The sequence below is a fragment of the Lysinibacillus sp. G01H genome (genome assembly GCF_028872195.1).
GTDB lineage: Bacteria > Bacillota > Bacilli > Bacillales_A > Planococcaceae > Lysinibacillus > Lysinibacillus capsici.
This window is the reverse complement of the sequence record NZ_CP118397.1, coordinates 4,032,546-4,053,619: the sequence shown is the minus strand read 5'-3', so window position 1 is coordinate 4,053,619 and position 21,074 is coordinate 4,032,546. Positions and strand designations below refer to the sequence as shown.

At 38.7% G+C, this 21,074-nt stretch carries 18 protein-coding genes; 14 read left to right on the top strand and 4 right to left on the bottom strand.

Annotation, left to right across the window (positions count from 1 at the left end; translation table 11 throughout):
* Positions 1–6 precede the first annotated feature (6 nt).
* The 13 genes from ligA (at position 7) to PSR12_RS20595 (ending at position 14,735) form a co-directional block, all read left to right on the top strand.
* Complete coding sequence (ligA, locus tag PSR12_RS20655) at positions 7–2,010, top strand: NAD-dependent DNA ligase LigA (RefSeq protein WP_274770347.1); 2,004 nt, start codon at positions 7–9, stop codon at positions 2,008–2,010.
* 122 nt (positions 2,011–2,132) lie between these two features.
* Positions 2,133–3,272: a CamS family sex pheromone protein gene (locus PSR12_RS20650; protein ID WP_004225709.1), complete on the top strand. Its 1,140-nt coding sequence runs from the start codon at positions 2,133–2,135 to the stop codon at positions 3,270–3,272.
* 233 nt (positions 3,273–3,505) lie between these two features.
* Positions 3,506–3,793: an Asp-tRNA(Asn)/Glu-tRNA(Gln) amidotransferase subunit GatC gene (gatC, locus tag PSR12_RS20645; RefSeq protein ID WP_004225708.1), complete on the top strand. Its 288-nt coding sequence runs from the start codon at positions 3,506–3,508 to the stop codon at positions 3,791–3,793.
* A gap of 24 nt (positions 3,794–3,817) precedes the next feature.
* Complete coding sequence (gene gatA, locus PSR12_RS20640) at positions 3,818–5,281, top strand: Asp-tRNA(Asn)/Glu-tRNA(Gln) amidotransferase subunit GatA (RefSeq protein WP_004225706.1); 1,464 nt, start codon at positions 3,818–3,820, stop codon at positions 5,279–5,281.
* 1 nt (position 5,282) lies between these two features.
* Positions 5,283–6,710, top strand: a complete 1,428-nt coding sequence (gatB, locus tag PSR12_RS20635; RefSeq protein WP_009374262.1) for an Asp-tRNA(Asn)/Glu-tRNA(Gln) amidotransferase subunit GatB — start codon at positions 5,283–5,285, stop codon at positions 6,708–6,710.
* A gap of 157 nt (positions 6,711–6,867) precedes the next feature.
* On the top strand, positions 6,868–7,431 hold the full coding sequence (locus PSR12_RS20630) for a thioredoxin family protein (protein ID WP_004225703.1): 564 nt from the start codon (positions 6,868–6,870) through the stop codon (positions 7,429–7,431).
* A 72-nt stretch (positions 7,432–7,503) separates the two neighbouring features.
* Complete coding sequence (locus PSR12_RS20625) at positions 7,504–8,418, top strand: diacylglycerol kinase (RefSeq protein WP_274770343.1); 915 nt, start codon at positions 7,504–7,506, stop codon at positions 8,416–8,418.
* 607 nt (positions 8,419–9,025) lie between these two features.
* Entirely contained in the window at positions 9,026–10,372 is a 1,347-nt protein-coding gene (locus tag PSR12_RS20620) for a cytochrome ubiquinol oxidase subunit I (protein ID WP_274770342.1), read from the top strand.
* Complete coding sequence (locus PSR12_RS20615; RefSeq protein ID WP_004225693.1) at positions 10,369–11,394, top strand: cytochrome d ubiquinol oxidase subunit II; 1,026 nt, start codon at positions 10,369–10,371, stop codon at positions 11,392–11,394. The genes PSR12_RS20620 and PSR12_RS20615 overlap by 4 nt, the downstream gene beginning before the upstream one ends.
* A gap of 13 nt (positions 11,395–11,407) precedes the next feature.
* On the top strand, positions 11,408–11,530 hold the full coding sequence (gene cydS, locus PSR12_RS20610) for a cytochrome bd oxidase small subunit CydS family protein (protein ID WP_004225690.1): 123 nt from the start codon (positions 11,408–11,410) through the stop codon (positions 11,528–11,530).
* A 109-nt stretch (positions 11,531–11,639) separates the two neighbouring features.
* On the top strand, positions 11,640–13,010 hold the full coding sequence (gene rlmD / locus PSR12_RS20605; protein WP_274773497.1) for a 23S rRNA (uracil(1939)-C(5))-methyltransferase RlmD: 1,371 nt from the start codon (positions 11,640–11,642) through the stop codon (positions 13,008–13,010).
* Positions 13,011–13,350: 340 nt separating this feature from the next.
* A complete protein-coding gene (locus PSR12_RS20600) occupies positions 13,351–13,680 on the top strand; it encodes a helix-turn-helix domain-containing protein (RefSeq protein ID WP_063442202.1) in 330 nt (109 codons plus the stop codon).
* Positions 13,681–13,682: 2 nt separating this feature from the next.
* On the top strand, positions 13,683–14,735 hold the full coding sequence (locus PSR12_RS20595) for a DNA cytosine methyltransferase (protein ID WP_035355261.1): 1,053 nt from the start codon (positions 13,683–13,685) through the stop codon (positions 14,733–14,735).
* A gap of 42 nt (positions 14,736–14,777) precedes the next feature.
* Here the strand turns inward: PSR12_RS20595 and PSR12_RS20590 are convergent, their stop codons facing one another.
* Genes PSR12_RS20590 through PSR12_RS20575 form a run of 4 tightly spaced genes read right to left on the bottom strand, consistent with a single transcriptional unit; the run spans position 14,778 to position 19,003 of the window.
* Positions 14,778–15,734: a restriction endonuclease PLD domain-containing protein gene (locus PSR12_RS20590; protein ID WP_082831366.1), complete on the bottom strand. Its 957-nt coding sequence runs from the start codon at positions 15,732–15,734 to the stop codon at positions 14,778–14,780.
* Positions 15,735–15,748: 14 nt separating this feature from the next.
* Entirely contained in the window at positions 15,749–17,608 is a 1,860-nt protein-coding gene (locus tag PSR12_RS20585; protein WP_063442200.1) for a Z1 domain-containing protein, read from the bottom strand.
* An 11-nt stretch (positions 17,609–17,619) separates the two neighbouring features.
* Positions 17,620–18,768, bottom strand: a complete 1,149-nt coding sequence (locus PSR12_RS20580; RefSeq protein WP_145677659.1) for a restriction endonuclease PLD domain-containing protein — start codon at positions 18,766–18,768, stop codon at positions 17,620–17,622.
* Positions 18,769–18,772: 4 nt separating this feature from the next.
* Positions 18,773–19,003 (bottom strand): helix-turn-helix domain-containing protein, encoded by a 231-nt coding sequence (locus tag PSR12_RS20575; protein WP_063442196.1) that lies wholly within the window; start codon positions 19,001–19,003, stop codon positions 18,773–18,775.
* Positions 19,004–19,205: 202 nt separating this feature from the next.
* On the opposite strand from PSR12_RS20575, the gene PSR12_RS20570 reads away from it, so the two are divergent.
* A complete protein-coding gene (locus tag PSR12_RS20570) occupies positions 19,206–21,074 on the top strand; it encodes a helix-turn-helix domain-containing protein (RefSeq protein WP_274770340.1) in 1,869 nt (622 codons plus the stop codon).

Below are 21,074 nucleotides of genomic sequence, written 5' to 3'. Positions count from 1 at the left end.
ACGTAAATGAACGAAATAGAACAGCGTATAGCGGAGTTAAATAAATTATTGCATGAATATGGTTATGCCTATTATGTGTTAGATAAACCTGTCGTAGCAGATAGTGTCTATGACCAGCTATTACAGGAACTGATTGTATTAGAAGAAGCAAACCCATCCCTTATTTACCCCGATTCTCCTACGCAGCGTGTTGGTGGAGCAGTGGTAGAGGGCTTTAAAAAAGTGACGCATGATTACCCGATGCTTAGTCTTTCAAATGCTTTTAATGAAGCGGATTTACGAGAATTCGATCGTAAAGTACGTCAGGCTATCGGAGATCAATTTTCTTATGTATGTGAGCTGAAAATAGATGGTTTGGCTATTTCATTAAAATATGAAAATGGCATGTTTGTACAAGGGGCTACAAGAGGAGATGGTGTGGTAGGAGAAGATATTACCGCCAATTTAAAGACAATCCGTGCGATTCCCCTTCGTTTAAAGGAACCCATTACGATTGAAGTACGTGGTGAGGCATATATGCCGAAAAAATCTTTTGAAAACTTAAATGCCCAACGTGCTGACAATGGTGAGGAGTTGTTTGCTAATCCTCGTAATGCTGCTGCTGGCTCATTACGTCAATTAGACCCTAAAATTGCGGCCAGTCGCCAATTATCAACGTTTATCTATGCCATTGGTGGAGACGGTGAAGTATATGGTATCGACGGTCATGCAGAAATGCTTGATTATTTAGAAGGCCTAGGCTTCCCTTCAAATAAAGAACGCCAACGATGCTCTACGATTGAAGAGGTAATGGCCTTTATAGAACATTGGACAGAAAACCGTCCAAAATTAGCTTACGAGATTGACGGAATTGTTATTAAAGTTGACCGTTATGCTCAGCAAGATGAACTAGGTTATACAGCAAAGAGTCCACGCTGGGCAATTGCCTACAAATTTCCGGCAGAGGAAGTTGTTACAACGTTACTTGATATTGATTTAACAGTAGGTCGTACAGGTGTTGTTACGCCTACAGCGATTTTAACCCCCGTACAAGTAGCGGGAACGACGGTTCAACGTGCTTCTTTACACAATGAAGATTTAATTCGAGATAAGGATATTCGTCTTGGAGATACAGTTATTATTCGAAAAGCTGGTGACATTATTCCCCAAGTTGTAGGTGTGCTTATAGAACAACGTCCTGAGGATTCAGTCCCTTTTGTCATGCCAAAAAATTGCCCTGTTTGTGATAGTGAATTGATTCGTATTGAAGGCGAAGTTGCCTTGCGCTGTGTAAATCCTGCCTGCTTTGCGCAAATCGCAGAAAGCATAAAATATTTTGTTTCTCGAAACGCGATGAATATTGACGGTCTTGGGGATAAAGTAGTGGAGCAATTATTGCGTGCAGATTTAATACATGATGTTTCTGACCTGTATCATTTAACGGTGGAGCAACTTGTGGAATTGGAACGTATGGGCGAAAAATCAGCAACTAATTTAGTAAATGCTATTCAAGCATCGAAGGAAAATTCGATGGAGCGTTTGTTAATTGGACTAGGAATTCGTCATGTTGGTGAAAAAGCAGCCAAAATCGTATCAGAGGAATTTGGTTCAATGGAAGCCGTGATGGCTGCAACAGAGGAGCAGCTTGTGGCAATTTATGAAATTGGAGATAAAATGGCTTCATCGTTAGTGGAGTATTTCTCAAATGAAGATGCACGAGCAGTCATTGAGCGTCTTGCTGATGCAGGCGTGAATATGACATACAAAGGTAAAAAAGTAGAAGTGGCGATAGGTGATAGTCCTTTTGCAGGTAAAACAATTGTCTTAACTGGTAAACTTGAGCAATTGACACGCAACGAAGCAAAAGCGAAAATAGAAGAGTTAGGTGGTACAGTCACGGGTAGTGTCAGCAAAAAAACAGATCTAGTGATCGCAGGTGCGGATGCAGGCTCTAAACTAACAAAGGCTGAGCAATTGGGTATCGAAGTTTGGACTGAAGATAACTTAATTGAACAACTTAACCTCATCTAATAAGTGCATGATATCCTCCCTTTTTATGAATAGGAAGCGATATCTGGTGCACAATCGTTACATCAAGGCGTCGAGTAGTTTCGTCGACCTAAAATTGACTATTAGTAAAGGAGCACTAAATAATGAAGTCTTTTCGACTCATTCCAGCAATCGTAGCTGCTGCAATGCTAGTCGGCTGTGTGCCTTCTGACAAGAAGGAGACAGAGCTTACACAGGAAACGCAACAGAAAGAAAAAGCTGAAACAACAATTATTCCAAGCATACAAATTGATGAATCTTATTATAAGACGCTTATCCCTTATAAAGAGAGTGCAAGTAGAGGTCTAGTGGTTTCTAACATTTATACGAAATATGATATGAAGGAAGTTGAATCAGGTTTAATGCGTTTATCTCAAAATGAGTTCGACACAGAAAACTACTACTTCCAAGAAGGTCAATATTTAGCTGAAAGTACAGTAAGCTCTTGGCTTGCTCGTAGTTCACAAACAGAGGATGGATTAAATCCACCGACAACAGACACAATGACACCTGAGGAGCGAGCAACAAAGGCTCCAGTTTATTTATCCCATATTGTAGAGCAAAACTACTTAACAAAAACGAAGGATAATAAAGTGAAACTAGGTGGGATTTCAATCGGTCTTGCCTTAAATTCTATCTATTATTATCAAAAAGAACAGTATGGGGAATATTACGAGGAACCAATTTCAGAGTCTACTCTTATTGAGCAAGGCAAAAAAATGGCTGCTGAAATCGTTTCTCGTTTACGTTCACGTGAAGAGTTAAAGGATGTACCGATTGTGGTCGGTTTGTTTAAGCAGCAAGCCCGTAATCAAATTATTCCAGGGACATACTTTAGCTATGGTGTAGCAAAAGCTGGGCAGAACAGCATCGCTGATTGGGAAGGTATAGATGAAAATTACGTCTTGTTCCCAACAGATGATTCACAAGATGTATACCGAGATGTCAACAATAACTTCAAGAACTTCAAACAAGATGTTGATAAATATTTTTCTAACTATACAAGTGTGATCGGTACTGGTTTCTATCGTAATAAACAAATACAAAATCTTTCGATTGAAATCCCAATCCAATTTTTCGGCAAAGCAGAGATAATAGGATTTACGCAATATTTAACAGGGATTTTAATCAATCAATTTGATAATATTCATGTGGAAGTGAGTGTTACTTCAGTGAATGGTCCTGAGGCATTAATCATCAAAAAGGCCAATGACAAGGACCCTTACGTGCATATCTATGATTAATATAGTCAGCCTTTGTGCTGACTATATTTTTTATGGTAATGGATTGAAATAGAGGAACACAACAGGATGATAGAGACAACACTTTGTTATAGTAGTGAAAGTTTCTATATTTTTAGTGAAAGTTGTGATTTTTAAAATGAAAAATGTTATGATTATTGGCATGGTTAACTTTATTCAACCCTATTGTTATCAATAAAAACAATGAATTGAACAAGTATTCGGAGGTGTGAAAAATGGCTAAATTAACAAAAGAAGAAGTAAAGCACGTGGCAAATTTAGCACGTCTTGCAATTACAGAAGAAGAAGCAGAGAAATTTGCTGAACAGCTTGGCAAAATTACAGACTTTGCGGAGCAGTTAAATGAACTGGATACAACAAATGTTGAACCAACAACGCACGTTTTACCATTAGTGAACGTAATGCGTGAAGATGTAGCAGTAAAAGGTTTAGACCGAGAAGTAATGATGTTAAACGTAAAAGAACAAGAAGATGGTCAAGTAAAAGTACCAGCTATCATGTAATACTAAAACATAGGAGGATTCCTCATGACGCTATTTGAACGTTCAGCTAAGGAGTTACAAGCAGAAATTAAAGCGGGTAACTTATCAATCGCTGACTTAACGAAAGAAGCATACGAGCGTATTGCAAAGCTTGATGGCGATGTACAAGCATTCCTTGCTTCAAACGAAGAAAAAGCAACTGCTCAAGCTGCTGAAATGGATAAAGTACCATTTGAAAAGCGTGGACCATTATTCGGTCTACCGATCGGTGTGAAAGACAACATCGTAACAGAAGGCTTAGAAACAACATGTGCCTCTAAAATTCTAGAAGGCTTTATGCCAATCTATGATGCAACTGTTGTCAACAAGCTACGTGAAGCTGGCATGATTACAGTTGGTAAATTAAACATGGATGAATTTGCAATGGGTTCTTCAAACGAAAACTCATACTATAAAACAACAAAAAATCCATGGAACTTAAACCACGTACCAGGAGGTTCTTCAGGTGCATCTGCAGCAGCTGTAGCAGCTGGTGAAGTACCATTCTCTCTTGGATCAGATACAGGTGGTTCAATCCGTCAACCTGCAGCTTACTGTGGTGTTGTAGGGATGAAACCTACATATGGTCGTGTATCTCGTTTTGGTCTCGTTGCATTCGCATCTTCTCTAGATCAAATTGGACCAATTACACGCAATGTTGAAGATAATGCGCTATTACTAGAAGCTATCGCTGGATTAGATCCAAATGATTCGACTTCTGCGAATGTTGAGGTGCCAAATTACGCTGCAGCTCTTACTGGTGATGTTAAGGGCTTACGTATTGCTGTGCCAAAAGAATTCCTTGGTGAAGGCGTTGGTGAAGCAGCTCGTCAATCAGTGCTTGCAGCATTAGAGGTATTAAAAGGCTTAGGCGCTACTGTAGAAGAGGTATCACTTCCTCACTCAAAATATGCACTAGCTGCGTACTATATCCTTTCTTCTTCTGAAGCGTCTTCTAACCTATCTCGTTTCGATGGTATCCGCTATGGTTTCCGTGCAGAAAACGTGACAAATTTAATGGACCTTTATAAAGAAACACGTGCTCAAGGCTTTGGTGATGAAGTAAAACGACGTATCATGTTAGGTACTTACTCACTAAGTGCAGGTACGTATGATGCGTACTACAAAAAAGCACAACAAGCACGTACACTGATCAAAGCAGACTATGATAAAGTATTTGAAGACTTTGATGTTATCATTGGACCAACAGCTCCAACACCAGCATTCAAGATTGGTGAAAATGTTGATGATCCAATGACAATGTATGCAAACGATATTTTAACAATCCCGATGAACTTAGCAGGTGTACCAGCAATTTCAATTCCTTGTGGCTTTGAAAACGGTCTACCACTAGGTTTACAAATAATTGGTAAATATTTCGATGAAGCAACTATTTACCGTGTGGCTCATGCTTTTGAACAAGCTACTGAGTTCCATAAAGAAGTTCCTCAAATGTGGGAGGGAAAATAACATGAACTTTGAAACAGTCATTGGTTTAGAAGTACACGTTGAGTTGAAGACAAACTCAAAAATCTTCTCACCAGCACCAGCTCACTTTGGTGCTGAACCAAATACAAATACAACAGTAATCGATTTAGGCTATCCTGGGGTCCTACCAGTCCTGAACAAAAATGTAGTAGATTTCGCTATGCGTGCAGCACTGGCACTCAATATGGAAATCGAGCAAGAAACAAAGTTTGACCGTAAAAACTACTTCTATCCAGATAATCCGAAAGCTTATCAAATTTCACAATTCGATAAACCAATCGGTAAAAACGGCTGGATCGATATTGAAGTAGACGGCTATACAAAACGTATCGGTATCACGCGTCTTCATATGGAAGAAGACGCTGGTAAACTTTCACATGCTGGTGACCATTCACTAGTTGACTTTAACCGTCAAGGAACACCGCTTGTTGAAATCGTTTCTGAGCCAGATATTCGTACACCAAACGAAGCATATGCATATCTTGAAAAATTAAAATCGATTATTCAATATACTGACGTATCTGATTGTAAGATGGAAGAAGGCTCACTACGTTGTGATGCCAATATTTCTCTTCGCCCTTATGGTCAAGAAGAATTTGGTACAAAAACAGAGCTTAAAAACCTGAACTCCTTCAACTATGTTCGTCGTGGTTTAGAGCATGAAGAATTACGTCAAGCAGATGTATTATTATCCGGTGGCGTGATTGAGCAAGAAACACGTCGTTTTGATGAAAAAACAGGTAAAACAATTTTAATGCGTGTTAAAGAGGGAACAGATGACTACCGTTACTTCCCAGAGCCAGACTTAGTTCGTCTTTCAATTGATGATGCATGGTTAGAGCGTGTGAAATCTGAAATTCCAGAGCTTCCAGATGCTCGTAAAAAACGCTATGTTGAAGAACTAGGCTTAACACCTTATGATGCTGGAGTTCTTGTTATCTCTAAAGAGATCTCAGACTTCTTTGAGGCAATGGTAGCAAAGGGGGCAGATGCTAAGCTTTCTGCTAACTGGTTAATGGGTGATGTTTCTGCTTATTTAAACGCAGAGCAAAAAGATCTAAAAGATACTGCATTAACACCAGAAAACCTTGCTGAAATGGTGAAATTAATCACGGACGGTACAATTTCTTCTAAGATCGGTAAAAAGGTATTTGCTGAATTAGTAGAAAATGGCGGCTCTGCGCAGGATATTGTGAAAGCAAAAGGCTTAGTGCAAATTTCTGATGAAGGTGCATTACTAGCAATCGTAACAGAAGTTTTAGATAACAATGCTCAATCTATCGAGGACTTCAAAAATGGTAAAGACCGTGCGATTGGCTTCTTAGTTGGTCAAATTATGAAGGCAACAAAAGGTCAAGCTAACCCACCAATGGTTAATAAATTATTACAACAAGAAATTGCCAAACGATAATACTCGTTGTAACATAATAGCCGAGAGAGCTTCATTGCTCCCTCGGCTATTAATTTTCAAAAATGTAACAAATTTGCATTTTACGAAACTTAATAGTTGTTTAAAAAGAGTATTCATAGCAAAATATAGAATAGACAATAATAAGGGGGACGAGCCAATGAAAACAGAACAACAGTATTTTAATGAAGCTATATCAATACAACAATATATGGAGAACATGACGACGTTAAAAGAAGAAAGCTTTCGTATTTATGATGGCTTTGAAGTACCAACAAACGATGGTTTTATCGGGTTATTAAAAGAAAAACAACCTAAAATTTTAACAATTACAGAGGATTGGTGCGGAGACGCAATGTTAAATAATCCAATTATTCGTCGTATTGCTGAAGCAGCAGGATTAGATATGCGTACCGTTTTCCGTGATGCTGATACAGAGCTAATTGATCGTTATTTAACAAACGGTGGCCGTGCAATTCCGATTTATCTATTGTTAGATGATGCAGGAGATGTGATTGGAAAATGGGGACCACGTGCACCAGAATTACAAGAGTTCGTCGTAACGAAACGAGCAAGCTTACCAGATAAAGAAGATCCAACCTTTGAAGAGGCACAAAAGACTCTTTATGCAGAAATTCGTGAGGAAAATATCTCCAATCAAACATATTGGACATATGTTTATGAGGACTTTAAGAAGCAAGTAACAGAAGCATTACAAAAATAACAAGAGTATTGCAACATTTCAACCTATAAATCGTTGAATGAAGTAGAATCTTATGAAGCAGGAAGGTATGTTATGAAACGAGCAAGAATCATTTATAATCCTACATCTGGACGCGAAGTGTTTAAGAAACATCTACCAGAGGTGTTGGAAAAACTAGAGGTAGCAGGCTATGAGACATCCTGTCACGCAACAACATGTGAAGGTGATGCAACGCTTGCAGCAAAAAATGCGGTAGAACGCGGTTTTGATATCATCATCGCAGTTGGTGGAGATGGCACATTAAATGAAGTTGTTTCAGGTGTAAGTCCATTTGAAAACCGTCCGAAAGTTGGTCTAATTCCAATGGGCACTACAAATGATTTTGCCCGTGCCGTGCATATCCCTCGAAATATTGAAGAGGCAGTAGACATTATTATTCAAGGCGACACATTACCAGTGGATGTTGGTCTCTTAAATGGGGAACGCTATTTCATCAATATTGCTGCTGGCGGACGTATTACAGAGCTAACTTACGAAGTACCAAGCAAAATGAAAACAATGCTTGGTCAGTTAGCCTATTATGTAAAGGCAGTTGAGATGATTCCATCCATCAAAGCCTCACATATGCGCATTGAATATGATGGCGAAGTATTTGATGGCGACGCTATGATGTTCCTATGTGGGTTAACGAATTCAGTAGGCGGCTTTGAAAAACTAGCTCCTGATGCAAGCATTAATGATGGTTACTTTACTTTAATAGTGCTAAAGAAGGTAAGTCTTCCTGAATTTATTCAACTAGCTGCTATGGCATTAAGAGGCGAACATTTAAATGATGATCGTGTCATCTACAAAAAAGCTAGCGTTGTCAAAGTTACTACAGAAAATGAGGTCCACCTTAACCTCGATGGCGAATATGGCGGAGACGCTCCCGCTACATTTGAAAACCTAAAGCGTCACATCGAAATCTTTGTTCCACTCGCAGATATTCGAGAGGAAGACCATATTTAATGAACCCGAAAAGCTCATCCGATTTTATTGAGGATGAGCTTTATTTTGTATTTCTATATGATTGGTTGCTTGAAGTTAGGTGACTTCACTCGAAAAGATGTCTAGTTAGAACACTTCAAAAGGTGAGGACTCCTCTAGAGAAGGCGATTGAAGTGCTCATAAAGGTGAGAAAGCCGCTCCAAATGAAGTGAAAAGTGATCAAAAAGATGAGGAAGCCGCTCCAAAGGAAGTAAAAAGCGCTCTAAAAGGTAAGTATACCACTCCAAATCCTCTTAACTTAAAATTCCATCACTAGAATAAAACTGGTTAAATCCCATAAACTAAGCTCTAAAAGTAAGATTGTGAATGAAATTAGAAAAATGTTTGGCAAATGTGCGTATATTACTTGAACAAAATTTGAAACCTTAATAATAGACTGAAATTTCGGTCCGTTATTAAGGTTTTTTTCGTTGGAATAGTGGAAAATGGGGGTATGGATAAGGGAAAGGAAGTGTTGCCTTTGTATAAGTCACAAGAAAAGAAGCTTATATGGCTAAGCTTTGGTGTTGCAATCATTATGCTACTTTCTATTCTTGGAAGAATATTTGGAAGTTAAGGGGGCAATGAGATGATTAATGAATCAGCGGTCTATTGGAGCCGAGCATTAACGGAGTTAACATTATCGTTCCATATTATTTATGCAACAATTGGTGTGGGTGTCCCGTTAATGATTATGATTGCTCAATGGACTGGGTATAAAAAGAATGATGAACATTATATCTTAATGGCAAGACGTTGGGCCCGTGGTTTTGTCATTACTGTAGCAGTCGGTGTGGTAACTGGAACCGCAATCGGCTTACAACTATCATTATTGTGGCCTAATTTTATGCAACTCGCTGGTCAAACAATTGCGTTACCACTTTTTATGGAAACGTTTGCATTTTTCTTTGAGGCGATATTCTTGGGCATCTATTTATATACTTGGGATCGCTTTGATAGTCAGAAAAAGCATATGCTTCTGTTAATCCCTGTTGCTGTCGGAGCATCGATGTCGGCAGTCTTTATCACAATCGTTAACGCTTTTATGAACGCACCAAGAGGATTTGATATCGTAGATGGAGAACTTGTTAATATTCAACCTTTTCTTGCAATGTTTAACCCTGCCATGCCAACAAAGGTTGCACATGTACTTGTGACAGCGTACATGACATCGGCATTTGTGCTAGCAGCTATTGCAGGATTTAGGATGTTAAAAGGTTCGAAGCATGTATACCATAAAAAATCACTACTTTTATTAATGAAAATTGGCTTGATTTTCTCCATTGCAGCCGCTGTGATTGGAGATTTTTCAGGAAAATACTTAGCCGAATATCAACCCGAAAAACTAGCCGCAGCAGAATGGCATTTTGAAACAGAAGGTAAGGCTTCACTTGTATTATTTGGTGTCTTAGATGGAGAAGAAGTTAAATATGCTCTTAAAATTCCGTATGCTTTAAGCATTCTTGCACATTTTAATCCTAATGCAGAGGTAATCGGCTTAGATCAATTTGAGGAAGAGGATCTACCGCCACTCTATATTCACTATCTCTTTGATATCATGGTTTCCATTGGTATGTTTATGGTGCTAGTTTCATTACTTTATGTTGTAGGGAAAGCACGGGGCTGGCAGTTTATTCATTCACGATGGTATAGATGGATTATCGTAGCGGGAGGACCACTATCAATTATCGCGATTGAAGCAGGTTGGTGGCTTGCCGAAGTTGGACGTCAACCATGGATACTTTATGGACTAATGCGTACACCTGAAGGAGCTACGACGAGCGACCATGTGGATTTAATGTTGCTTTTATTCGCAGGAGTCTATGCAGTATTAGCAGTGGGAAGTATTGTCGTATTGGTAAGAATGTTTAAAAATAACCCAATCGAACGCGAGATTGAAGATCGCCACTCTGAAAAAGGCGGTGACATCCTATGACGTTAGAGATTTTAGGTATTTCAGTATTATGGATATTCCTATTTGGCTATGTCATAGTCGCATCAATCGATTTTGGTGCTGGCTTCTTTAATGCATATAGCCTACTTATTGGAAAGAATCATATTTTAACAAATATTATTAAACGTTATTTATCGCCTGTTTGGGAAGTTACCAATGTCTTTTTAGTATTCTTCTTTGTAGGAATCGTAGGATTTTTCCCGCAAACCGCTTTTTATTACGGAACGATTTTACTTGTGCCCGTTAGTATTTCGCTTGTACTGTTGGCAATTCGAGGCTCCTACTATGCCTTTGAATCGTATGGTACACGAGGCCATATCGGATATACACTGACATATGGTGTAGCAGGTTTATTAATTCCCGCTTCTTTATCCGTTGTCTTTGCCATTGCTGGTGGAGGCTATGTTGATGTAATTGATGGGCAGCCTGTGCTGAACTACTGGACTTTATATACAAGTCCATTTGCTTGGAGCATTGTGGTACTAAGTATCGCTGCTGTATTGTATATTTCAGCCGTATTTTTAACATGGTACGCACATAAAGCAAATGATAGCGAAGCAACGAAACTGATGAGAAAATATGCTCTTGTGTGGGCAGCACCGCTAATGATTAGTGCGCTTGGCATTATGTATGAAATGAAATCCATCAACCCTGAGAGCTACAGTCATATGGTGAATTTATGGTGGATGTTTGCGATTTCAGCTGTCTTATTTATTGTCACAGTCGTACTCATTGCCATGCGTAAAAAGTACGGACTTGCAGTTGGGCTTCTGATTGCTCAATTTGCCGTAGCCTTCTTTGCTTATGGAATAGCTCAATATCCATACCTACTGTATCCGTATTTAACCATTTACGATAGCTTTACAAGCACGCAAATGGCGATCGCTTTAGTTATCGCATTTATTTTAGGACTGTGTCTTCTTCTTCCTTCACTTTATTTATTGATGAAACTATTCTTATTCAATAAAAAATATGTGACAGGAAAAGAAGACAATCACGCATAGGAGGAAAGCACATATGCAAAGTTTTTTAATTTTTTATGCACCTTTTATTGTCGTCATTCTTGGGATCTTGTGTGCATTTTGGTGGGCACCAAGGGATTATCATATTACAAAAGAGCAGGAAAAGAGTCGCGAATAGCGACTCTTTTTTCAAGTTAATTAGCAGAGACACGCAACAGCCAAGTCTTGTTCTTTTTTCATTCGCCAACACATGCTACAATAAGGAGATTGAAATGGAGGATGTACGAATGTCAGCACCCGTGAAAAAAAATGAACGACTTTCAGTTTATATAGAAGATCTAACGCATGATGGCAATGGTGTCGCAAAGGTTGAAGGTTATCCACTATTCATACAAGGCGCACTGCCAAACGAAACGGCCGAAATCCATGTGTTAAAAACATTAAAAAACTATGGCTTTGCAAAGGTAATAGATATTATCAAGCCATCTCCAGACCGTGTTGAAGCTCCATGTGATTACTTCAAGCAGTGTGGCGGCTGCCAATTACAGCATTTATCCTATGAGGGACAGCTAAAATGGAAAGAAAATATGGTGCGCAATGTGATGCAACGCATTGGTAAAATTCATGCACCTGTTCACCCAGTAAAAGGTATGAAAGAACCTTGGCACTACCGTAATAAAGCCCAAATTCCTTTCTCTGAAAATGAAGCAGGACAAGCGATTGCAGGATTTTATAAAACAAAAACGCATAGCATTGTGGATATGGATCGCTGTTTAATTCAAACAGGAGAAGCAGATGCAATTCTTGCAGGCTTGAAAAAGGAATTAGCAACGTTAGGCATTCGCTCTTACAATGAGCATACACATGAAGGCATGTTGCGTCATGTCGTTATCCGTAAAGCACGAGCAACAGGCGAAGTCATGGTTGTCCTTGTAACGAAAAAGCAAAAATTCCCACAAAAAGAGGCAGCTATTGCAGTCATCCAAAAGCTAGTACCAAACGTTACATCAATTATGCAAAATGTGAATAGTGAGAAAACCAATGTTATTTTTGGTGATGATACAATCAACCTTTGGGGTAAAGACGTTATTATTGATACAATTGGTGACGTACGTTTTGAAATCTCTGCTCGTTCCTTCTATCAAGTCAACCCAGAGCAAACAGAGGTCCTCTACAAGCAAGCACTAGATTATGCTGACTTGCAGGGAGATGAACGTGTCATTGATGCGTATTGTGGAATTGGTACGATTTCTTTATTCCTTGCTCAAAAAGCAAAGACCGTCATGGGCGTGGAAATTGTCCCACAAGCGATTGAAGATGCCAAACGCAACGCACTGCTTAATGGCTTTACAAATACTTATTTTGAAGCAGGCCCAGCAGAGGAAGTTATCCCAAGATGGTATAAAGAAGGCAAGGAAGCAGACGTACTAGTAGTTGATCCACCGCGCAAAGGCTGCGATGAAGCATTGCTAACTACTATTCTAGAGCAACGACCAAAACGAGTGGTCTACGTATCCTGTAACCCAGCCACACTAGCACGCGATCTTCGCATTTTAGAGGATGGCGGCTATCACACACAGGAAATCCAGCCAGTAGATATGTTCCCACATTCGACGCACGTTGAGTGTGTTGTCTTGATGTCAAGGGTGGAGAAATAGGGGCTACTCAAACGCTGATAAATAAAGGATTTCCAAGGTTGGAAGGTTTTCTGCCTGATGTCTGGCAGTGCCTTTCAATCTTGAAAATCCTTGTTTTTGTTTATTTGGGAAACATGTCGACCGTAAAAATGTGTGTAGGGTTGTGGAGACAGATTAGATGACTTCATAGGGTTGTGGAGATAGGATAGATAACAGATAGATTAAAATATCTGAATTGATTTATATAGTTTTTAGAAAAGGCTTTACATTTATTAATATGGTGCTGCGCTTATGCAGCGTAAACTATAAAGTTGCTTGACTTATTGCAGCGAGTATGTTATTCTTTCATAGAGGTGGTAGTATGTCTGAATTAGGCAATCGATTGAAAGAAAGTCGCAACAAAAGTGGTTTAAGCCTAAAAGAGGTATATGAAAAAACCGGTATAACAGATTCAAGACTTAGCAAAATTGAGAGAGGACAGATAGATTGTACTCCTGATGATTTAAAAAGACTTGCACATTTATATAACATTCAAATTATACCTCTTTATGAGTTGGCTGGTTACCTGACTAAAGAGGATATTGTAGAATATCAATTTGTGTTTCAAGGTGTTTCTTCTCTTGATGAAGAGGAAATGCAACACATTCAATCGCAAATCGATTTTCTTAACAAAAAAAGGAAGGTTGATTAGATATGATTTTTAGGCTTGGAGAATTATTTTGCGGTCCAGGAGGGATTGCGTGGGGCGCCATGAATGCTACTATTGAAGACCCAAACTTTTCGATTGTACACCAGTGGGCAAATGATTATGATGCGGATACCTGTGAAACATATAGATTAAACATATGTCCCGATGCTCCTCATACTGTTTACCATGAGGATATTCGTAAATTTGATATGTCAAAACTAGCCCCGATTGATGCGTTGGCATTTGGTTTCCCATGCAATGACTATAGTGTTGTTGGTGAGCAAAAAGGTATGGACGGGGTATTCGGTCCCTTGTATTCGTATGGTGTCAAAGCTCTAAAACTGTTTAAACCCAAGTGGTTTTTAGCGGAAAATGTTGGAGGACTTAGAAATGCAAATGATGGGAAAGCCTTCACTATGATCCTCAAGGAACTAAGGGAAGCTGGCTATACAATTAAACCTCATCTCTACAAGTTTGAGGAATACGGAGTCCCTCAAGCAAGGCACCGTTTGATTATCGTTGGCATACGGGATGACATCGATGTTGAATTTAAAGTCCCATCAACAGCGCCTTATGTCGGAATCGATAATACTTGCAAAAATGCAATAGAAAATCCCCCTATTCCAGAGGATGCATATAATAATGAATTGACAAGACAATCTGAAACTGTTGTTAGAAGGTTGCAGCATATTCTACCTGGACAGAATGCATTTACAGCAGACCTTCCAGAAGATTTACAACTTAATATTAGAGGGGCAAAAATAAGTCAAATATATAAGAGGCTCGATCCAACAAAGCCTTCCTACACGGTTACAGGAAGCGGTGGCGGAGGAACACACATTTATCATTGGGAAGAACCACGAGCATTGACTAACAGAGAGCGGGCTAGATTACAAACTTTCCCTGATACTTATAGATTTATAGGAAGTAAAGAGAGTGTACGTAAACAAATAGGAATGGCGGTACCTTGTCAGGGCGCAAAAATCATTTTTGAGGCAATTTTGAAGAGTTTTGCTGGAATTGAATATGAGAGCGTAGAACCAAGTATTAAAGAATGAGAAAGCAGTTACTTTGTAGTAAAAGCAAAGTAACTGCTTTGTTTATACATGGAAATCCATAAAGTACTGCTCATCGTCGATTTTGTAAAAGGTAACATCTGTTCTTCCGTAGTTTAGTAAATCTTGTTTTGTTACGAATGCGCCATTTCCAAGACCTAAACGGTTTCGAAAGTATTCTCCGAGCTGAGCATTGCTAAGAGGTGTTGTAATTGCCTTATCGTTTTGTTGCTCAACTCTTAGGAGCAGAGTATGCCCATCGTCTGTAATAACAGTAAAATGTTGTTTACCTAACGGGAAGAAATCACTTCTTGCAATTTTTGCAGGAAGATGTATATAAGCTTCGTTTTTATTTCTGCCCTTTCGTTGTCCCCAATTTAATCCAGACTTTTCTCCAACTTCACCCTTATTTGTGAGAAGCGATAGAGTTGTAGAAGTAATACCCTCGCCAGCCAAAGTGGTTAGAGGCTTGTTTTCAGCATCAAGAATTTGATGTGTTGGACGGAGAACGATATGGTCTTCGACCTCAGCATGGTTACAATAGATTGAATTTGCTTCAACTTCTTCATAAAACTTATAAGCTTCTTCTGGATCACAGCATACTACTATTTCTTTTCTGGATTGGATAAATGCATTCTGTACAAAATCAGCAGAACCTGTATAGGCCTGTACTGGAGATTCTCCCTTTAGCCATATATACAAATTTGCGTGAACTGGAGGGTTTTCGCAAACATAACTACATGAAAAGCTATCCACTGCATTTGGGTATGTTTTGCCATGAAGTTCTATAAAGCCCTCATGTATAGGTACACTTAACCCATCGTAAGGAACCATTCCTATAAGTAATGAAATATTTACAGGGTGCATATTTTGCTCTTGAAAACTCTTAATAAGCCATGATGCCATATTAGGGGTAGCATATCCGCTTAATATCAATAAAGTGTCCGCTCCTTGGAGTGGAGGGGCAAATAAAATTCTTTTTGCTATGTTGTTGGTTAACATCCATTCTTGCCCTCCTATGCTTCTTCTATAGTTTCTTCAGACACATCATAATACATGGTATCGTGAGGAAGTTTAATATTCGGCACCCAGAGTGCTTTTCCCCCCCATCCCTTAGTACCAGTCACTTGATACATGGTCAGAACTACTTTGTCATGGAAAGTGCCACCTAGTTTCCAGTCGTTCGGAGACAACAAGGCTCCTGTCCCTTGTGCAACATCTCTTCCTCTTCTGACAATCAAAATCCCCTGTCCAGCTGGTTGTTCTGAAAGAAGTGTATCAATGACAGAAAGGAATGCATCTAACTTGAAATCCGGGCTGGCAATAATGTGGGATAATATTTTTTTAATTAACCTCAAATTTACCTGGTAATAAGGATCATCATCGGAGAAAGGCTCCAATAGTTTTGTTATATCATCTATGGTGTTATTATCTGGATAGAACGGATAATAGTTCGTCCCACCTGAAAGGATATTGACTCGTTTGTTATCAATAACATTCCTTCGAGTTGGATTCAATCCAACTGGATAATAAATTTTTATGTTTTCAATTCCTTGCTCTACTTGTGCGATAATGGCATTATTAGTAGCGTTAATGTCCGCAAATAATTTATAGAGTTGTTCATCTATAAATATCTTCATCATGCCAGAGTCTCTGTCATAACCAAACATCCTACTATGTTGCCACATAGTATCAGCCTGGGGCTTTTTGCTGGTTCTTGTATAATAAATTGTCTGTAGCCCTGGAAAAGTTACGCCTCGGCCTAGAGTGTTTCCGCCTACGATAAAATTACAGCCTGTTGCATAATCTGGACTCTCAACATCTGTTTTTCCATTCATAACAAGAATTTTTATACCTTTGTTTTCCAACAAATCCTTAGTAGTTTTATAGATAACTTCAAAAGAAAGTTTCTCACTTTTATTGGGTTCTAAAGAATCATAGTGGGTTTGTAATTCTGTGATGAATTCGGTATTGATATGCTCCATACACCAATCTAGTTCCTTTGCGACATCGTCAGCAAAACGCTGGTGGACATTTTGTCGTACACTCGGATGTAGAAGGCAATTTGACACTTTTCCTTTTGATGCCAAAATCTGAGCAGATACAGCAAGGTGGCGTATAACAACACTTCGTGTAGGTCGTTTGATTGTTTCAAGAAAATCAATGCATTCAGGTTTACCGCTTGTTGGAAAGAAAAAGTCCCCACCTAAATAGCCATCCCCTGGATGGAAGTAGTATGTAAAATATGGATGCCAACCAGATGCAAGGGTCTGTAATAAGATTGCTTGAGGCGTACCTGTAACCTGTAGGTATAAGCTACTTGATGCTCCATTTTTTATAGAATCCAGATATCTATTAATTGATGACTGACTATTACGGTTTATTAGAGTATTTAAGGAAGCAGCATCCGCCTCATCATCAACGATGAATAGAGGATTGCCCTTCATAAAGCCTGTAGAATTAAATACATTTGCCCACAATCTTAGTACTCTTGCATTTTTCTTTAGAACGACAACGGCTGGCTTAACAAGGCTATTTTCAATAAATAAGCCTGAGTCGTTTTCGCCACAAATACAGAAACCGTCTAAGTCGTCTCTAACTCGATCTAAGGTTTGTTGTTGCAAGACAACATTGTCTGTTGTGAGTAAGATGAATGCGGGAAATCCTAAATCTGCAGCTTTGCACATAACGCCAAACATTTGACCAGTTTTTCCAGATTGCACATTACCGAACAACAAGCCAATCTCATGACTTATAAATGAAAAATTGCGAATATGTTGATTACCAATATCTTCAGCTGTTTTGGAAATGGACTCAGCTAATTTTTCGTTACCTCGCTCTTTTATTTTTTGCAGGTATGTTTTTAAATACTGCATTGATACACCTCTCATTCGTTAGTAATAGTTTCAAACGATAAAACCCACACATCAAGCTCGGTGCCATCTTCGTCCAATGCTTTCTGATCCGTTTTTGAAAGTACAAGGCTATCGCAACCGTATGCTTGTAACATTTCTTTCGTAATCATTCCCTTACGATCAGTATCAGCTTGGGTGTCATTAACTGGTGTTACTAAACCTGCAGCTGCAAGTCTACCTTTAATCCAACGACCAAGAATGAGTTCATCGCCAACAGCACTGAATTGTTTATTGCCATCGCTTGTGGTATGAGCTTTAAACCAATAGCCATCATCGGTTACAACAAAAAAAGGCTTGTTTTTTTCAGGATAACCTTCTGAACGAGTTATCGCTTTGCTAACGGTCAATTGAGTTTCGTACCAATCACGGGATTTCCTTTTACTTCGTGGTGCGGCATAGCTAACATTTATATTTGACTTTGTGAAATGCTTACCATCATCCATATGCCGCTCATCGTAAGCAGGAACTTTTAATGGCAGTACAAAAGAAACATCTGTTTTATGCTGTTCATAAAGCTGTACACCAGTTTGGGGAATCTGTGTTACCGTATCAATGCCACTAAGTGATGTGTTAATTTCCCTGATTATTGGCATTCCTGTAATGTTAGCGATATTATCAGAGCAGTTCTGAGCCTTTAACTTCTCTAAGAATTCTGCAATTTCTTTACATTCAGTAGCATCATCAGTAATCGATGAGATTTCATACTGCCTACGGTTATTAGCATCTAATTTGATTACACCTAAGTTTGCGGAACCAATTATAGAAGAAAAAGGTTGCCCATCTTTATAAAAGCAGTATACTTTTCCATGATATTTGAATGCTTTTACGATCTTAATTTCACCTATACCAGTCTCTGTCCATTTTTTGTTGATTTCTAAAGCAGTATTATATGATCCTTCTGGCATTCCTTCGATGAAGTACATTCCAATGGTAAGACATATATTTGATATATTATGCTCTTCGACCAGATTGTCGAGTTCTTCCAAGGCAGCACGAGAAATATATCCAACCGCGATTTCAACACGGTCTGATTTTGCAATCTGCTCGTTAAAACAATCTATAATTGTTTGTTGACCCTCTGATGTTCCAAGAGGTAGGATGTTTGAATATAACAGTTTCATTAGCTCACTCCTTTGTATTTGGTGGGGGTTCCGTAGTTTTTTCAATTTCCATAATATCAGAAATATCGCAGTTAAGTGCTTTACATACTTTTATTAAAATGTCAGTATTAACATTTTCATTTTTGCCAAGCTTAGCCATTGAAGCTGTACTAATTCCAGCTGCTTCTCTTAAGTCCTTTTTTTTCATGTCTTTATCAATAAGAAGTTTCCACAGTTTTTTATAACTTATGGACATATTATCACCTCGCCTTAGTACCTCGCCTAAAGTTAATAAATAAAGTTTATCACAAAATTAGTGAAGCAACAATTAAAATTTACGAACGCAAAATAAATATTGTGGTAGGCATAATATGTGCTATAATTTACCTATGAACTAATGTTTGAATAGTAAAATTACTTAAAGATATTAATTTCATATGGGGTGAGGAGGGAGTGCCTTGGCTGGTAATCGTTCTTTTAAAGATTACGTGGCTGATAGATTCTATAATGAGATATTTTCTGCCATACAAACCTATGCAACGGATAATTGTGAAGATTTAGACTTACGGCTATACAGAGTTCAAAACATCGGCGGCATTGAGTTATCAGATATAGAAGTAAAGTTCGTATCTGTTAATGACTTACCGGACATGAAAATAGAATTTGATGTTGCTGTTGAAGCTGAATTCGAAGTCCGTGAATCAAATCATCGTTATGATGAATCAGAAAATTGTCGGCAATGGTTTATGCTGGAATGCTCAGGAGATTTAGATTGCAATTTGGATGATTTTTCAATCTCTAGTATAACTGAGTATACTAGCAAAAATAAGCAGCCGAAACCTATGTCAGACTCCCTTGTCCCTATCATTCATAAGGAACAACTAGAATCTGTTGCCACAGACTTCCTTAGAAGACATTATCCTGAAGCATTAAAAAACCCAATGGCAGTTGAGCCACAAGTGTTGGCAGAAAAAATGGGTCTTACAGTAGAAATGAGAGAGATTACAAAGGATTTCACTGTTTTTGGGCAGATATACTTTCACGACTGTGATGCAGAGTTTTATGATGAAGATAGCGATGAAATGGTACAGACCCGTGTGAGTGGCCGTACAATAATCGTGGACCCTAAAGCTTACTTCCTTCGTAATCTGGGATCAGTCAATAATACTATTGTGCATGAGTGTGTTCATTGGGACCAACATAGAAAAGCATTTGAATTGGAGCGGTTATATAATAGTAGTGCCACACGAATCAAGTGTCAGGTAGTCGGAGGTATAAAAGACAATACCAGAGATGCAACTGACTGGATGGAGTGGCAAGCGAATGCCCTCGCCCCAAAGATACAAATGCCACTGGCTATGTTTAAAACCCAAGCATTCAAATTTATTAAGCAATTCCGTTCTGAACTGGGAACATCTGAACTTATAGATGTAATGGAGCCAGTTATTGATGCCTTAGCAACGTTCTTCAGCGTATCTCGGACAGCAGCTAAAATCCGAATGATTGATGCTGGATATGAGGAAGCAGTCGGAACTTTTACTTATATAGATGGTCGCTACGTCAAGCCGCATAGATTTAAGAAGGGTGCGCTTGAAAGAAATCAGACCTTTTCTATAGGCGCAGAGGATGCTGCCATCCAAAGCATTACTAATCCGGAAATGGCCGCTTTAGTTAGGGACGGAAGTTATATATATGTAGATTCTCACTTCGTGCTAAACCATCCAAAATATTTAACACAGGATATATTCGGACAAACGGTACTTACAGACTACGCACGAACCCATATGGAAGAGTGCTGCTTGGTTTTCGAGTTATCAGTCAAATCCGGGTGTAGGGAAAGATACTATACTGAATGCTTCCTCAACCGTGATAAGACATCAAATATAGATTTTGATATAAAGTATTGTAATGGTTTTGAGTATGCGGCTCCAGAAAAGAAGGCCCAATTACTAGCCGAAACAATAGCGGAAGAAATGCGAATCTATAATGAATTGCCAAATAGCTATACCAGCTCTCTCAAAATAGTACGTGAGTGGAAAAAAGTAACTTATAAAGAATTAGCAGAGAAAATATTGGTCAACGAGCGTACCATAAGACGAATCGTTAATGGTGAGGAACCGGGATCTATTAATTCCATAGTATTGATTTGCCTTGGACTTCATCTACCGCCAAATATTAGCAGTCATATAATTCGCAACTCACCATTTTCATTGAACTTCAATAACAATAGTCATATTTGGTATAACTTTGCATTGACTCACCTATATGCAAAATCGATGGATGAGATTAGAACGTTTTTACAGGAACATGGCGCAGAGCCATTATAA

Coding starts and splice junctions, on each gene's coding strand:
- ligA (WP_274770347.1), top strand. CDS start 7: ATGAACGAAATAGAACAGCGTATAGCGGAGTTAAATAAATTATTGCAT.
- PSR12_RS20650 (WP_004225709.1), top strand. CDS start 2,133: ATGAAGTCTTTTCGACTCATTCCAGCAATCGTAGCTGCTGCAATGCTA.
- gatC (WP_004225708.1), top strand. CDS start 3,506: ATGGCTAAATTAACAAAAGAAGAAGTAAAGCACGTGGCAAATTTAGCA.
- gatA (WP_004225706.1), top strand. CDS start 3,818: ATGACGCTATTTGAACGTTCAGCTAAGGAGTTACAAGCAGAAATTAAA.
- gatB (WP_009374262.1), top strand. CDS start 5,283: ATGAACTTTGAAACAGTCATTGGTTTAGAAGTACACGTTGAGTTGAAG.
- PSR12_RS20630 (WP_004225703.1), top strand. CDS start 6,868: ATGAAAACAGAACAACAGTATTTTAATGAAGCTATATCAATACAACAA.
- PSR12_RS20625 (WP_274770343.1), top strand. CDS start 7,504: ATGAAACGAGCAAGAATCATTTATAATCCTACATCTGGACGCGAAGTG.
- PSR12_RS20620 (WP_274770342.1), top strand. CDS start 9,026: ATGATTAATGAATCAGCGGTCTATTGGAGCCGAGCATTAACGGAGTTA.
- PSR12_RS20615 (WP_004225693.1), top strand. CDS start 10,369: ATGACGTTAGAGATTTTAGGTATTTCAGTATTATGGATATTCCTATTT.
- cydS (WP_004225690.1), top strand. CDS start 11,408: ATGCAAAGTTTTTTAATTTTTTATGCACCTTTTATTGTCGTCATTCTT.
- rlmD (WP_274773497.1), top strand. CDS start 11,640: ATGTCAGCACCCGTGAAAAAAAATGAACGACTTTCAGTTTATATAGAA.
- PSR12_RS20600 (WP_063442202.1), top strand. CDS start 13,351: ATGTCTGAATTAGGCAATCGATTGAAAGAAAGTCGCAACAAAAGTGGT.
- PSR12_RS20595 (WP_035355261.1), top strand. CDS start 13,683: ATGATTTTTAGGCTTGGAGAATTATTTTGCGGTCCAGGAGGGATTGCG.
- PSR12_RS20590 (WP_082831366.1), bottom strand. CDS start 15,734: ATGTTAACCAACAACATAGCAAAAAGAATTTTATTTGCCCCTCCACTC.
- PSR12_RS20585 (WP_063442200.1), bottom strand. CDS start 17,608: ATGCAGTATTTAAAAACATACCTGCAAAAAATAAAAGAGCGAGGTAAC.
- PSR12_RS20580 (WP_145677659.1), bottom strand. CDS start 18,768: ATGAAACTGTTATATTCAAACATCCTACCTCTTGGAACATCAGAGGGT.
- PSR12_RS20575 (WP_063442196.1), bottom strand. CDS start 19,003: ATGTCCATAAGTTATAAAAAACTGTGGAAACTTCTTATTGATAAAGAC.